Genomic DNA, 14,814 nt, shown 5'->3' on the forward strand with positions numbered 1-14,814 from the left:
GCGCTTTTTAAAGTGTTATGAAGCTGATAAAAATAGAAAGGAGAACTAAATATGAACTTTAACCAATTTACTATCAAAGCTCAAGAAGCCGTACAAGAAGCCGTGAACTTGACGCAAGCACGGGGGCAGCAAGCCATCGAACCTGTACACTTACTTCAAAGCGTGATGAAAGTGGGCGAAAACGTTACCAATTTCATTTTCCAGAAGTTAGGCATGAACGGGCAGCAAATCGCACTCGTACTTGATAAGCAGATTGACTCCCTGCCCAAAGTATCGGGTGGAGAACCCTACCTGAGTCGTGAGACTAATGAAATTTTTCAGAAGGCAACCCAATATTCCAAAGAAATGGGCGATGAGTTCGTTTCACTGGAACCGATGTTGCTCGCTTTGCTCACTGTAAAAAGTACCGCTTCCACCATCCTGAAAGATGCCGGAATGACGGAGAAAGACTTGCGCAATGCAATCAATGAATTACGGAAAGGCGAAAAGGTTACTTCGCAATCCAGCGAGGACACTTATCAGTCATTGGAAAAGTATGCCATCAATCTGAACGAGGCAGCCCGAAGCGGCAAACTGGACCCCGTTATCGGACGTGATGAAGAAATCCGCCGGGTTCTGCAAATCCTAAGCCGCCGTACCAAGAACAATCCTATATTGATAGGTGAGCCGGGTACAGGTAAAACAGCCATTGTAGAAGGACTTGCCCACCGTATATTGCGGGGTGATGTACCTGAGAATCTGAAAAACAAACAAGTTTATTCACTGGATATGGGTGCATTGGTTGCAGGAGCCAAATATAAGGGCGAATTCGAAGAACGTCTGAAAGCCGTCGTCAATGAAGTGAAGAAATCGGAAGGAGACATCATTCTGTTCATCGACGAAATCCACACATTGGTAGGCGCCGGTAAAGGCGAGGGAGCAATGGATGCCGCCAATATTCTGAAACCTGCTCTGGCACGCGGTGAGCTGAGAAGCATCGGTGCTACCACCTTGGACGAGTATCAAAAATACTTTGAGAAAGACAAGGCTTTGGAACGCCGTTTCCAAATCGTTATGGTAAACGAACCGGACACGTTAAGCACCATTTCCATCCTTCGTGGCTTGAAAGAACGTTATGAAAACCATCACCATGTACGGATTAAAGACGATGCCATCATTGCTGCCGTAGAATTGAGCAACCGTTATATCACCGACCGCTTCCTGCCGGATAAAGCCATTGACCTGATGGATGAAGCTGCCGCCAAACTCCGTATGGAAGTAGATTCTGTACCGGAAGAGTTGGATGAGATTTCCCGTAAAATCAAACAACTGGAAATTGAACGCGAAGCCATCAAGCGCGAAAATGACCGTCTCAAACTGGAGCAAATCGGCAAGGAACTTGCCGAACTAAAAGAACAGGAAAAGTCGTATAAAGCAAAATGGCAAAACGAAAAGACACTGGTCAACAAAATTCAGCAGAATAAAGTTGAAATAGAAAACCTGAAGTTTGAAGCCGATAAAGCGGAACGTGAAGGTGATTATGGAAAGGTAGCCGAAATACGTTATGGCAAACTTCAAGCACTGAATCAGGAAATTGAAGAGACCCAGCAAAAGCTGCACGAAATGCAGGGCGATCAAGCAATGATTAAGGAAGAAGTTGACGCCGAGGATATCGCAGATGTAGTATCCCGATGGACAGGCATACCGGTAAGCAAAATGCTGCAAAGCGAAAAGGAGAAACTATTGCATCTGGAAGATGAACTGCATCAGCGTGTTATCGGACAGAATGAAGCCATCGAAGCTGTAGCCGATGCTGTACGCCGCAGCCGCGCGGGACTGCAAGATCCCAAGCGTCCTATCGGCTCATTCCTCTTTCTCGGTACTACCGGTGTAGGTAAAACGGAACTTGCCAAGGCGCTTGCCGAATTCCTATTTGATGATGAAACGATGATGACGCGTATCGATATGAGCGAATATCAGGAGAAACATAGCGTTTCCCGTCTGGTAGGAGCTCCTCCGGGATATGTGGGATATGATGAAGGCGGTCAGTTGACGGAAGCTGTACGCCGCAAACCTTACTCCGTCGTACTGTTCGATGAAATAGAGAAAGCACATCCGGATGTATTCAACATACTATTGCAAGTATTGGATGACGGACGTTTGACGGATAATAAGGGACGTACCGTAAACTTCAAGAATACCATTATCATCATGACTTCCAATATGGGTAGCGGATACATTCAAAGTCAAATGGAGAAACTGAACGGTTCCAACAAGGAAGAGATTGTAGAGGAAACCAAGAAGGAAGTTATGAATATGCTGAAAAAGACAATCCGCCCGGAATTTCTGAATCGTATCGACGAGACAATCATGTTCTTGCCGCTGACTGAAAAAGAAATCAAACAGATTGTTGTACTTCAAATCAAGAGCGTACAAAAGATGTTATCCGGAAACGGCGTGGAACTGGTATTGACCGATGCCGCCATAGATTTCCTGGCCAATGCAGGATATGATCCGGAGTTTGGTGCCCGCCCAGTGAAACGTGCTATCCAGCATTACTTGCTGAACGATTTGTCCAAGAAATTATTGTCGCAGGAAGTTGACCGTAGCAAACCAATCACGGTAGATATCAATGCAACGAAAGACGAATTGGATTTCAGAAACTGACAAGCTAAAAAAAGAAGAGGGTGTGTCAAAATACACTTGATGATTTCTTTTAGGCACGGATTTCGCGGATTTCACGGAAAAAGAACAAAGAACGTGGAATCTGTGCCTAAAAAGAAACAATTAGCAAGCGGATGTTAATTTTGACATACCCTCTTTTTATTTTAACCTCAGAATGAAGTATAATTATTCAGCTGTTTCTTCTTTAACCTCTTCAGCAGCAGTTTCAGATGTTTCTTCAAAGTCTGTCATATCACTTGCTACCAACAGATTATACCAGGAAATCAGTTTTTTAATATCAGACACATATACGCGGTCGCGGTCAAAATTAGGCAACACCGCCGCCAAATAAGCTTGGAGCTCTTTCACAGAAGCCTTTTTTACATCCAATGCCACGGCTGCACCGTTTTCCTTTTTCTTCATAGAGAGAAGTACATCTTTCAAAGGTACTTCTTCTGTATCTGTATACATGGCAATATCTCCTAAAGAGATAATCTTTTCATTACCATAAGCAGGAAAACGTTTCTTGTCAACAAGTGACTCCACAATCAACATATTCTTTCCCTGAGAGATGAGTTTATACAATCCCGGCTTACCGGAAATAGACAAAATAGTCTTCAACATAATATATTCAGTTTTTGTAATTAGTAGTTCATTTTTTCGGTGGGCAAAGATAGGTATTATTTTGAGACAGAAAAGTGATTAAGCCCAAAACCTGCGGAATTAACGGTGTTTCGCCATCATTCACTATCACAAAATCTGCCAGTTTCCGTTTTTCTTCATCGCCCATCTGACTACGAATGCGCTTTTCTATCAGTTCACGTGAGGAAGCATCCCGCTTCATGGCACGCTGCACCCGTATCTCCTCGGGAGCGTAGACCATAACAACTACATCAACCTCATCTGCAAATCCAGCCTCTATCAGAATAGCAGACTCGATTCCTGCCATCCGGCATGCCGCACGCTGACAAACCCACTGCCTGAAATCCTCTTTTACACGCGGATGAACAATACCATTAATCTGCCCGGCATGCTCGGGACTACCGAAAAGATAAGACGCAAGCAGAGACTTATTCAATACTCCACCGGCATACACCTCCTCACCCAACAAGGCAGTCAACTCACTGCGAATACAAGAGTCTGTCATCATAAGCTGTTTGGTTTCCCCATCAGAAATATAGACCGGGATTCCCATCACCTCCAACAGTCGGGACACAACACTTTTTCCACTGCCGATACCACCGGTTATACCTATCTTGACAGTCATAATGAAGGAGATATTTGTTCTATAAGAAAATCAACCTGCTCCGGATTAAAACGCACTTGTTTCACCCCGTCGGGAATATTCCGCAATTTTACCGTATACTTGTCCGAGCCCAAACGCAGCAATTCCTCATAAGAAACATTGATATGAAAATCATCTGCAGTTATCTCACGGAAACGGCTAAGCCCTACCTGGAAAGTTACTTGAACCTTAGAAGGAAAAGCACGCAATACTTTATCAGCCGGAAAGTTTACGCCGTGCAACGGTACTTCCACCGTCTTTTCCGTATAAATGTCCACAGGAAGTATCATCTCGATAGAGGCAGGAACAAACTTCACACCTCGTCGCGCAAGCAAAGACACCTGTTGCCGCAATGTATCGGAGACATTCTCCTGTTTGACAGGCTGGGTATAGGCAGCGGTTATCGTATCCAATACCCCTTCCGGTGCATAAGCCAAAACCGAGTCCGGTTTAAAAATCGTATCCGACAAATAATATTGACGGCCGGCACCCACTGTCCCCGATAATCTGACAGGTACCAATTTGGACATTCCCGTTGCATAAATGTATTCCAAGGTATCTGGCTTCATAGAAAGCAAGCGGGTGGAAACATTCAACTGACTCAGCACTTTTTTCTCAAACTGAGAAGCATAAATACGTACATGATTATCAACAGCTTTATAATCGGAAAAGTCAAGCGAAACCGGATAGAAGCTCTTTCCCAACATATAATTAAGCAAAACAGTACCTTTATCCTTTACCTTTATATGCAGTTCGGAGACCGGCTCTGAAGTAATCATCGTATTATTAGGCACTCCACGCAAACGGACCGGAATAGAAAATTCCGCTTCATAATCGTTGTTCAGTGTCTGCAACAACCAGAAACCACCGGCTATAAAGAAGAAAAATAAAAAAACAAAGAACTCTCTGCTCTTATCACTGAGCAGAAAGTCCTTTGTTTTTCCGGTTATATTCAAATAAATACGTCTTATGTTCCTACGATCAAACATAGGCTCACATCTGCTTATTTAGAAGCCTGACTACTGTTTGCATCAGCAGCAGCGGCAAAAATGGAATTCTTGTCAATATGGATTTTAACGTTGGAAGCAATTTCAAGAACCACATCATTATCGTTAATTTCCTTGATAATACCATGAATGCCACCGGCAGTAATCACCTTTTGGTTCACTTGAAGAGATTTGCGGAAATTCGCAATTTCTTTTTGCTTCTTATTTTGCGGGCGAATCATAAAGAAATACATAATAGCGAACATAGCTATCAACATAATCCACATCATGCTTCCGTCCGGGCCTGCAGCAGGAGCTTGCAGGAAAAATACTGTCATCAAATTCATAAATATTCCGTTTTAATTTTTATTATTCAACAAAGGTATCAGTTTTTCGACAACTTCCCTTCTTTTTTCAATTCCTTAACTATTCCATCCAAAGTGCCATTGACAAAACTGCCACTCTTGGCTGTACTGTACACTTTGGCTATATCTACATACTCATTCAACGAAACGCTGACGGGAATGTTCGGGAAACTCAATATTTCGGCCAATGCACACTGCATGATAACTACATCCATAAAAGCTACACGGTCCAAATCCCAGTTACGTGTGTTTTCGCTAATAAGATGACGGTAGTAATCGCAGTTCAGAATAGCACGGCGGAACAAACGGCGGGCAAACTCCTGATCTTCATCATCCTTAAACTCAGGCAATAACGGCTGATTCGCGCCATTCTTCTCATCAAAGCGTTTGATTGTTTTCAGAACGAATGTATCCACAATTTCCTTGTCGTCATTCCAATAAAGGCTTTGATCTTCGAGTAATATATCAAGTTCCTCATTATTGAAAATGAATGTCTTATAAAGCTTTCTCCATAATTCACGATCTGCCTCGTAAGAGTTTTCGGAAGAAGCCATATATTCCTTATATATATCAGACGCTACAATCTTTTCAAATAACCCTTTAACAAAATCTTCATCATTCTCCCAAGTACGTTTCTGGTTGGAAATAAAGTCCATCAACTGCCTGTTCACTTCCAGTTGGGAAATGAATTTGTTTTCTACAAACTTCATGTTCGGATACAACTCTTCGGCTGTGGGAGCCAACTTTGCTTTTGCCGCATCAATGCGCTTTTGTGCGTAGTTCGTCAAGGCTATCATCAACATAAGCAGATAATTGTAAAGGTCATATGCCTTGGAGAGACTAAAGAACAACTCTTTCTCCGCAGCATCTAAATTTTTACTGCCATTCTGATAATAAGCATATACAATCTGTATAATCTTAAGACGAATAAGAACTCTGTTTATCATAACTAAAGTAAATACTGGTGTTTTAACGAGGTGCAAAAGTAGATATTTTTAATGAGTTTACATAAATAAATCACATTTTTTAATGCAGATAATCATTATCCGGGCTTTTTCTTTTGACAGTTTAAAAAAAATCGTCAATTTTGAACCCGATTACAACAAGATAGCTATAATATGGAAGACTTTAAAAAGAAAAGCGGACTGGACGTGAGCGACAAAGAAATAGTATTCTCCCAATCCATTAAAGCAGGCAAGCGCATCTATTATTTAGATGTTAAGAAAAACAGAAAGGACGAAATGTTCCTTGCTATCACTGAAAGCAAGAAGATAGTAACGGGTGAAGGAGATGAATCACAGGTTAGTTTTGAAAAACATAAAATCTTTTTGTACAAAGAAGATTTTGAAAAATTCATGAATGGCCTGCAACAGGCTATTGGCTTCATTCAGGAACAGCAAGGATGTTTTATGCGCCGCAACGACAATGAAGAACAACCTGACAATGTGCAGCCGGCAGAAGAACAGAAAGAAAAAGATTCTCCGCTTGACGGAGAAATTAAAATAGATATTGATTTTTAAAGGAAAACCTTTTGATAATTCAAAAAGAAGCGGTATTTTTGCACCGCTTTTTTGCAACATCGTGTGGTGAACCACATCGTGTGATGGTGAATTAAGCAATAATCTACTTAATTTAGAGTAACACAAAAAGAAATTAAAATGAAATCAATTGAAGTAAAAGGAACTGCAAGAACTATTGCAGAGCGTTCTTCGGAACAAGCAAGAGCTTTGAAAGCTATTCGTAAAGACAACGGTGTACCTTGCGTACTCTACGGGGCAGGTGAAAACGTCCATTTCACTGTACCGGCAGAAGGTCTGCGCAATTTGGTTTATACTCCGCACATCTACGTGGTTGACCTGATTATCGATGGCAAGAAAGTAAATGCTATCTTGAAAGATATTCAATTCCACCCGGTAAAAGATACTATCCTGCACGTTGACTTCTATCAGATTGATGAAACTAAACCTATCGTAATGGAAGTTCCCGTACAAATGGAAGGTCTGGCAGAAGGTGTGAAAGCCGGTGGTAAGCTGACTCTGCAGATGCGTAAACTGAAAGTTAAAGCTTTGTACAACGCTATTCCTGAAAAACTGATTGTCAATGTATCTCATTTGGGATTGGGCAAAACGGTAAAAGTAGGTGAATTAAGCTACGAAGGTTTGGAACTGTTGAATGCTAAAGAAGCCGTTGTATGTGCTGTTAAGCTGACTCGTGCCGCAAGAGGTGCTGCTGCAGCTGCTGCAAACAACTAATCGGCGCTTTCTTAGTAAGCAAACGAGATATTCCGGAACGCGGATTAACGCAGACGACGCAGATTTCATATCCGCGGACAACTGCGATAATCCGCGTTCCTCTCTTTTTATCTGAATTATCATTAAAGCCAAGTATATAAAAATGAAATATCTAATTGCCGGTTTAGGCAATATCGGTCCCGAATATCACGAAACCCGCCATAATATAGGCTTCATGGTAGTAGATGCTTTAGCTCAAGCAGCCGGAATAACCTTTAATGACGGACGCTATGGTTTTACAGCTACCATGTCGGTCAAAGGACGCCAACTGATATTGCTGAAACCGTCTACTTTCATGAATCTGAGTGGAAATGCCGTACGCTATTGGATGCAAAAAGAGAACATTCCGTTGGAAAACGTACTGATTGTAGTAGATGATTTGGCACTACCTTTCGGCACCCTGCGGCTGAAAGGGAAAGGAAGCGATGCGGGACATAACGGACTGAAACATATTGCAGCCACATTAGGTACCCAAAACTATGCCCGCCTGCGTTTTGGTATCGGTAATGATTTTCCCCGCGGCGGACAAGTGGATTTCGTTTTGGGACACTTTACGGACGAAGACTGGAAAACAATGGATGAACGCCTGAAAACAGCAGGCGAAATCATTAAAAGTTTCTGTCTCGCCGGTATAGACATTACAATGAATCAGTTCAACAAGAAATGAGTGAAGCAAGAATAGACAAATGGATGTGGGCTGTACGCATATTCAAGACACGTACAATTGCAGCCGAAGCCTGCAAAAAAGGACGTATCAGTATCAATGGTGCACTTGCAAAGGCAGCTCGAATGGTGAAGCCGGGAGATGTAATACAAGTACGCAAACCGCCGGTTACCTATTCTTTCAAAGTACTACAGACTATTGAAAAGCGTGTAGGCGCCAAGCTTGTTCCCGAAATGATGGAGAACATAACCGCCCCAGAGCAATATGAACTGTTGGAAATGAGCAAAATCAGCGGATTTATCAACCGCGCTAAGGGAACGGGACGCCCCACCAAAAAGGATCGCCGTGAACTGGAAGACTTCACTGCGCCTGAATTCGTGGATGACTTTGATTTTGATTTCGACTTTGAAGAATAATATACAAGTATGAGTGAGAAAATAATAAAATGGGGATTTATCGGCTGCGGAGAAGTGACCAAATACAAAAGTGGACCTGCATTTCAGAAAATTGAACACTCCGAAGTGGTAGCTGTGATGAGTCGGGATATCTCCAAAGCCAAAGCTTATGCCAAAGAAAGAGGCATTGCCAAATGGTACAATGATGCACAGGAACTGATTAATGATGAAGACGTAAATGCCGTATATATTGCCACCCCACCCTCTTCCCATGCCACATATGCCATTATGTCCATGAAAGCCGGCAAACCGGTATACATAGAAAAGCCGATGGCAGTGACTTATGAAGAGTGTTGCCGTATCAACCGTATTTCCCAAGAAACCGGCATACCTTGTTTTGTAGCCTATTACCGCCGTTATCTTCCTTATTTCCTGAAAGTAAAGTCATTGGTGGAAGAAGGGGCCATCGGAAATGTCATCAATATACAAATTCGCTTTGCCCAGCCACCCCGCGATCTGGACTATAACAAGGAGAACCTACCCTGGCGTGTACAGCCCGATATCGCCGGTGGCGGTTATTTTTATGATTTGGCTCCACACCAGATAGACATACTGCAAGATATGTTCGGATATATTCTTGAAGCCAACGGATACAAGAGCAACCGTGGCGGACTATATTCTGCAGAGGATACCCTCAGTGCCTGTTTCCAATTTGACAGCGGCCTGGTAGGCAGCGGCTCGTGGTGTTTCGTTGCACATGAGTCTGCACGTGAAGACCGTATCGAAATCATCGGAGACAAAGGTATGATATGCTTTTCTGTATTTACCTATGATCCCATAGCCTTACACACCGAACGAGGAAGGGAAGAAATCCCTGTAGAAAACCCCATTTACGTCCAGCAACCGCTTATTCAAGCTGTTGTAGACCATTTACTTGGCAAATCAATCTGTAACTGCGATGGCGAAAGCGCAACACTGACAAACTGGGTAATGGACAAAATTTTAAATAAAATATAAAATACGAAGTATAAGGTATAAATGGCTATGCTATGATATTACATAACCATTTGTCATTCATAAATCATGCTCATTGCCAATTTATACTTTATACTTCATTCTCTTTCAAAGTTTGCTTCTCACCGCTTCAACCAATTCCTGATATTCGACATCCGTCAGATACACCTTTCCCGGATTCATCTGGAAAGTACCACCATAATCGGGACCATCTACATATTTCGGCGCCAAATGAAAATGAAGATGAGATAATTTGTCTGAATACGCACCATAATTAATCTTTTCCGGATTAAAAGCTTTTTGCATGGCACGAGTCACACGGGCAACATCAGCCATAAAAGCATTGCGTTCCTCATCCGTTAGTTCATTCAAGTCATTGACATGGTCTTTGTAAGCCACAAGGCAGCGCCCGCGATAAGTTTGTTCCTTAAAAAGGAAGACACGTGACACACTAAGCTGCGCAATCTCAATCATCAGATTATGCAACGTTTCATTATTCTGACAGTACAGACAGTCTTTCGGATCACTTTTCATGATATTTCTTTTTTAAAGTTTATGTTCGTAAAGCAAAGATAACCGTTATTCCAATATCACAGGTCGACATTCTCATCATTTTCACCGACCAATTTGTACACATCGACATTCTCACCGACAATCCATACTACATCCTCCTCGACAAAAGGCTCGTGCACGTCAGGAGCATGCAAAGTTTCCCCTCCTCGCTCCACTCCAACAATCAGGCAGTGGTATTTCTCGCGTATGCCTGCATCTTTCAATGTTTTACCCAAGAACGGAGAATTTGCATCGATACGCAACTGACGCAGTATCATCTCACTTTTTTCCACGGCGTCCGCAGCTATCGTTGAAAGCTTATTCATTTCCTCACCAAACACATTCAATTCTTCATCAGTAGCAATAACCTGTATCTTATCTAAAGGAAAGAGACGCACAGAAGCACCGGGAATATTTATCCGCCTGCGTCCACGAAGAATAGAAACGACATGCACCCCATAACGCTTGCCAAAATTCAACTCCGCCAGCGTCTTGCCTGCCCAAGCCGATTCCCCGGGAATCTCATAATCCGTCAAATGCAAATCACGCGAAAGCAGACGGCCTGCATATTCAGGCTTCTTCTCGCCCAAATATTCCGCACGCATATCCCGCGACCGCAAATTCTGAAAAAAAGTACGTTCAATCATTATAGACTGCCGCTTCAACTGTCTGGAAAGTATCATTACTATAACCAGCAGTACCGCAACTCCAAAGACAAGACCAACCGACAGTTTAAACAATCCGGCTATTACAAACATCACAAAAGAAACTGCCAACAGAATTCGCAGCACGATAGTAGCTACCAGTGGAGCGCGATTTCCCCGACTGTCGCGCCACAATGTTACGAATTCTACCGAATGGTTTTTCTTAATCATGATGGCTCGCAGAAAAGGAGAAATAAACAGAACAATGACCAAAGCAGACAATAAAGAGCCCCAAATTCCAGGCAAGTTTCCCTTGAAAAACGGTACAAGGAAGCGGAATGCGATAGCAATCACCGCCACACTTACAATGGAATAAACCACCGTAATACGCAACAAAGCAAATATCAGTTTCTTCCATAAACTCTCATGATTCACAGTCTGCGAACCGGAAGCATAATGCAGCAAAAATTTCTGCCACCGTTCCGGCAAATGCGTATCGACAAAATTGGAAGCCGGTTCTGCAAAACGAATCATATAAGGGGTAAGAAAGGTAGTAATGACAGATACAGCCACCACTATAGGATACAGAAAATGACTTGTTACATGCAAAGACACTCCCAAAGAAGCGATGATAAAAGCAAATTCTCCAATCTGCGTCAAACTGAATCCGCATTGCATAGCCGTCTTAAGCGGCTGCCCTGCAAGCAATACTCCCAATGTGCCGAACAACGATTGCCCGACAATAACCGCCAATGTAATGACAACAATAGGACCCGCATATTCTACTATCATCAAAGGGTCTACCATCATACCTACAGATACAAAGAATATGGCACCGAATAAATCTTTTACCGGCTTAACCAGACGTTCAATACTTTCCGCCTCTACCGTTTCAGCCAGAATAGACCCCATGATAAAAGCGCCGAACGCTGCTGAAAATCCCGTATGGGCAGCAAGCACAACCATACCGAAACAAAGCCCGAGCGATACAATCAGCAAAGTCTCCTCACTCATCAGCTTCCGACATTTTTTCAACAGAACAGGAATCAAATAGATGCCGACCACAAACCACAATATAAGAAAGAATAACAGTTTTGCTATACTGCCCAGCATTTCCGTCCCTTCAAAATTATGACTGACTGCCATGGTAGACAGCATAACCATCAGGACAATGGCAAGAATATCTTCCAAAATCAACACACTGAGCACCAGCCCGGTAAACTTCTTCTTGCGCATGCCCAAATCATCAAATGCCTTATAGATAATAGTAGTGGAAGACATGGCTATCATACCGCCCAAGAAAATGCAATCCATCCGTTTCCATCCGAAAGCCGTGCCAACTGCCACGCCCAACAATATCATACAGAATATAATTGTACAAGCAGCGATTATAGCGGCTCCCCCCACCTTGACTATTTTCTTAAAGCTAAACTCCAGCCCCAAAGCAAACAGCAAGAAAATAACGCCGATGTCCGCCCAAGTCTGTATGTTTGCCGTATCCATCACCGAAGGGGTATAAGCCATGTGAGGACTGGCCAAGAAGCCTGCAACGACATACCCCAAGACTAACGGTTGTTTCAGTTTTTTAAATAATAGCGTCATTATTCCGGCGCAAATCAGTATCAATGCCAAATCGGCGATCAAAGGAGCTAAATGTGACATAATATTTGTCCGATTGAAATTCTACTGACAAAGATATAACAAAAAAAGCTTTTGAATCTCTTTTATAACAAAAAACGAGTACCATCAATAGATAAAACAACGACCGGTTGTCTCAATTATAAAATCATTTTAAGAAGAAATACCTTTATAATTAATTGGCGAAAAATTTCTTTATTCAAGTAGAAATATCTTTCTTTGTACTGCTGATTTTAAAAATTTGGAATTGAATACCAACATTAATAAAAACTGTTATGAAAATTTCGCACATTGAACATTTAGGCATTGCTGTAAAAAGCATTGAAGAAGCACTTCCGTACTACGAAAATGTATTAGGTTTAAAATGCTACAACATTGAAACCGTAGAAGATCAAAAGGTAAGAACCGCTTTCTTGAAAGTAGGTGACGTGAAAATTGAGTTGCTCGAACCCACTTCTCCCGAAAGCACCATTGCCAAATTCATCGAAAAGAACAACGGTAACGGCGGTATGCACCATTTAGCATTTGCTGTGGAAGACGGAGTGGCAAACGCTCTCGCAGAAGTTGAAGGAAAAGGTATCCGCCTGATTGACAAAGCTCCCCGTAAAGGTGCGGAAGGCTTGAACATCGCATTCCTGCATCCGAAATCCACACTCGGCGTATTGACGGAACTTTGCGAAAAAGGAGAATAAAGATTTATGGTTTGAAATCATAAATCCGAAAACATAAATCTGAAATCATAAATCATAAATAAAGAATATGAGTAATCAACTTGAGAAAATTAAAGAGCTTATTGACCGCCGTACGGCTGCGCGTCTTGGTGGTGGTGAAAAAGCGATTGCAAAGCAACATGAGAAAGGGAAATATACAGCTCGCGAGCGTATAGCAATGTTACTCGATGAAGGAAGTTTCGAAGAAATGGACATGTTTGTTGAGCACAGATGTACGAATTTCGGTATGGAAAAGAAACACTACCCCGGCGACGGTGTGGTTACCGGTTGCGGTACCATCGACGGTCGCTTGGTCTACATTTTCGCACAGGATTTCACTGTTTCTGCCGGTTCATTGTCGGAAACCATGTCTTTGAAGATTTGCAAAATCATGGATCAAGCAATGAAGATGGGTGCTCCCTGCATCGGTATCAATGACTCGGGTGGTGCACGTATTCAAGAAGGTATCAATGCTTTAGCCGGATATGCCGAGATTTTCCAACGCAATATTCTTGCTTCCGGCGTTATTCCCCAAATTTCCGGTATCTTCGGTCCTTGTGCCGGTGGTGCGGTTTATTCTCCTGCCCTGACTGACTTTACACTAATGATGGAAGGAACGTCCTACATGTTCCTTACTGGTCCGAAAGTGGTAAAGACCGTAACCGGAGAAGATGTCAGCCAGGAAAATTTGGGTGGTGCAAGCGTACACTCTACCAAATCCGGTGTAACTCACTTCACTGCAAAGACCGAAGAGGAAGGTCTTGCACTTATCCGCAAATTACTGAGCTACATCCCTCAAAATAATTTGGAAGAAGCTCCTTACACAGATTGTACAGATCCCATCGACCGTCTGGAAGATTCTCTGAACGATATTATCCCTGACAATCCGAACAAGCCTTACGATATGTACGAAGTTATCGGTGCTATCGTTGACAACGGAGAGTTCCTTGAAATTCAGAAAGACTATTCCAAGAATATCATTATCGGTTTTGCCCGTTTCAACGGACAATCAGTCGGCATTGTAGCCAACCAGCCCAAATATCTGGCAGGTGTACTTGATAGCAACGCTTCTCGTAAGGGTGCACGTTTCGTCCGTTTCTGCGATGCTTTCAATATTCCTATCGTATCTTTGGTAGATGTACCGGGCTTCCTTCCCGGAACCGGTCAGGAGTACAACGGTGTTATCCTGCACGGTGCCAAATTGCTGTATGCCTACGGTGAAGCTACCGTACCTAAAGTTACTATCACCCTACGCAAATCCTATGGCGGTTCGCACATCGTAATGAGCTGTAAGCAACTTCGTGGTGACATGAACTATGCATGGCCTACTGCTGAAATCGCAGTTATGGGTGGTGCAGGTGCGGTAGAAGTTCTGTATGCACGCGAGGCTAAAGAGCAAGAAAATCCGGCTCAGTTCCTGGCTGAAAAAGAAGCTGAATATACCAAACTGTTTGCCAATCCTTACAATGCAGCCAAGTATGGCTATATCGATGATGTTATCGAACCGCGCAACACGCGTTTCCGCATTATCCGCGCCCTGCAACAACTGCAAACCAAGAAATTGACCAACCCGGCCAAGAAACATGGTAATATTCCTCTTTAAGAATTGAGAATTAACAGTTGAGAA

At 42.7% G+C, this 14,814-nt stretch carries 15 protein-coding genes; 8 read left to right on the top strand and 7 right to left on the bottom strand.

The window, feature by feature from the left end; all coding sequences use genetic code 11:
- The first annotated feature begins 51 nt into the window (after positions 1-51).
- Positions 52-2,646 (top strand): ATP-dependent chaperone ClpB, encoded by a 2,595-nt coding sequence (gene clpB / locus NQ565_RS14210; RefSeq protein WP_005652024.1) that lies wholly within the window; start codon positions 52-54, stop codon positions 2,644-2,646.
- Positions 2,647-2,829: 183 nt separating this feature from the next.
- On the opposite strand, the gene NQ565_RS14215 is transcribed toward clpB, so the two are convergent.
- The 5 genes from NQ565_RS14215 to nusB are packed head-to-tail and all read right to left on the bottom strand — an operon-like array spanning position 2,830 to position 6,226.
- Positions 2,830-3,267 (bottom strand): DUF5606 family protein, encoded by a 438-nt coding sequence (locus tag NQ565_RS14215; protein WP_005652026.1) that lies wholly within the window; start codon positions 3,265-3,267, stop codon positions 2,830-2,832.
- A 28-nt stretch (positions 3,268-3,295) separates the two neighbouring features.
- Positions 3,296-3,910 carry a dephospho-CoA kinase gene (coaE, locus tag NQ565_RS14220; protein ID WP_005652028.1) on the bottom strand — a complete coding sequence of 205 codons (615 nt, stop codon included), beginning with the start codon at positions 3,908-3,910 and terminating at the stop codon, positions 3,296-3,298.
- Complete coding sequence (locus tag NQ565_RS14225; protein WP_005652030.1) at positions 3,907-4,917, bottom strand: CdaR family protein; 1,011 nt, start codon at positions 4,915-4,917, stop codon at positions 3,907-3,909. The genes coaE and NQ565_RS14225 overlap by 4 nt, the downstream gene beginning before the upstream one ends.
- A 14-nt stretch (positions 4,918-4,931) precedes the next feature.
- On the bottom strand, positions 4,932-5,261 hold the full coding sequence (yajC, locus tag NQ565_RS14230; protein ID WP_005652032.1) for a preprotein translocase subunit YajC: 330 nt from the start codon (positions 5,259-5,261) through the stop codon (positions 4,932-4,934).
- 38 nt (positions 5,262-5,299) lie between these two features.
- Entirely contained in the window at positions 5,300-6,226 is a 927-nt protein-coding gene (nusB, locus tag NQ565_RS14235) for a transcription antitermination factor NusB (RefSeq protein ID WP_005652034.1), read from the bottom strand.
- A 171-nt stretch (positions 6,227-6,397) separates the two neighbouring features.
- Between nusB and NQ565_RS14240 the strand changes: the two genes are divergently transcribed.
- The 5 genes from NQ565_RS14240 (at position 6,398) to NQ565_RS14260 (ending at position 9,646) form a co-directional block, all read left to right on the top strand.
- Entirely contained in the window at positions 6,398-6,799 is a 402-nt protein-coding gene (locus tag NQ565_RS14240) for a PUR family DNA/RNA-binding protein (RefSeq protein ID WP_005652036.1), read from the top strand.
- A 138-nt stretch (positions 6,800-6,937) separates the two neighbouring features.
- The gene (locus NQ565_RS14245) at positions 6,938-7,531 is read left to right on the top strand and encodes a 50S ribosomal protein L25/general stress protein Ctc (RefSeq protein WP_005652037.1); all 594 of its coding nucleotides are present in this window, start codon (positions 6,938-6,940) and stop codon (positions 7,529-7,531) included.
- A gap of 142 nt (positions 7,532-7,673) precedes the next feature.
- Positions 7,674-8,237: an aminoacyl-tRNA hydrolase gene (pth, locus tag NQ565_RS14250; protein WP_005652039.1), complete on the top strand. Its 564-nt coding sequence runs from the start codon at positions 7,674-7,676 to the stop codon at positions 8,235-8,237.
- The gene (locus NQ565_RS14255; protein ID WP_005652041.1) at positions 8,234-8,650 is read left to right on the top strand and encodes an RNA-binding S4 domain-containing protein; all 417 of its coding nucleotides are present in this window, start codon (positions 8,234-8,236) and stop codon (positions 8,648-8,650) included. Before pth ends, NQ565_RS14255 begins: the two co-directional genes overlap by 4 nt.
- Before the next feature lie 9 nt (positions 8,651-8,659).
- Positions 8,660-9,646 carry a Gfo/Idh/MocA family protein gene (locus NQ565_RS14260; RefSeq protein WP_005652043.1) on the top strand — a complete coding sequence of 329 codons (987 nt, stop codon included), beginning with the start codon at positions 8,660-8,662 and terminating at the stop codon, positions 9,644-9,646.
- 105 nt (positions 9,647-9,751) lie between these two features.
- Here NQ565_RS14260 and NQ565_RS14265 read toward each other — a convergent pair whose 3' ends face one another.
- Positions 9,752-10,177 carry an HIT family protein gene (locus NQ565_RS14265; RefSeq protein ID WP_005652045.1) on the bottom strand — a complete coding sequence of 142 codons (426 nt, stop codon included), beginning with the start codon at positions 10,175-10,177 and terminating at the stop codon, positions 9,752-9,754.
- 56 nt (positions 10,178-10,233) lie between these two features.
- Complete coding sequence (locus NQ565_RS14270) at positions 10,234-12,501, bottom strand: cation:proton antiporter domain-containing protein (RefSeq protein WP_005652047.1); 2,268 nt, start codon at positions 12,499-12,501, stop codon at positions 10,234-10,236.
- Between the two features lie 251 nt (positions 12,502-12,752).
- On the opposite strand from NQ565_RS14270, the gene mce reads away from it, so the two are divergent.
- Both mce and NQ565_RS14280 read left to right on the top strand, forming a co-directional pair.
- Positions 12,753-13,169 (top strand): methylmalonyl-CoA epimerase, encoded by a 417-nt coding sequence (gene mce / locus NQ565_RS14275; protein WP_005652048.1) that lies wholly within the window; start codon positions 12,753-12,755, stop codon positions 13,167-13,169.
- 67 nt (positions 13,170-13,236) lie between these two features.
- Positions 13,237-14,790 (top strand): acyl-CoA carboxylase subunit beta, encoded by a 1,554-nt coding sequence (locus NQ565_RS14280; RefSeq protein WP_005652050.1) that lies wholly within the window; start codon positions 13,237-13,239, stop codon positions 14,788-14,790.
- Positions 14,791-14,814: the final 24 nt, after the last annotated feature.

Source organism: Bacteroides stercoris ATCC 43183, assembly GCF_025147325.1.
Classification (GTDB): domain Bacteria; phylum Bacteroidota; class Bacteroidia; order Bacteroidales; family Bacteroidaceae; genus Bacteroides; species Bacteroides stercoris.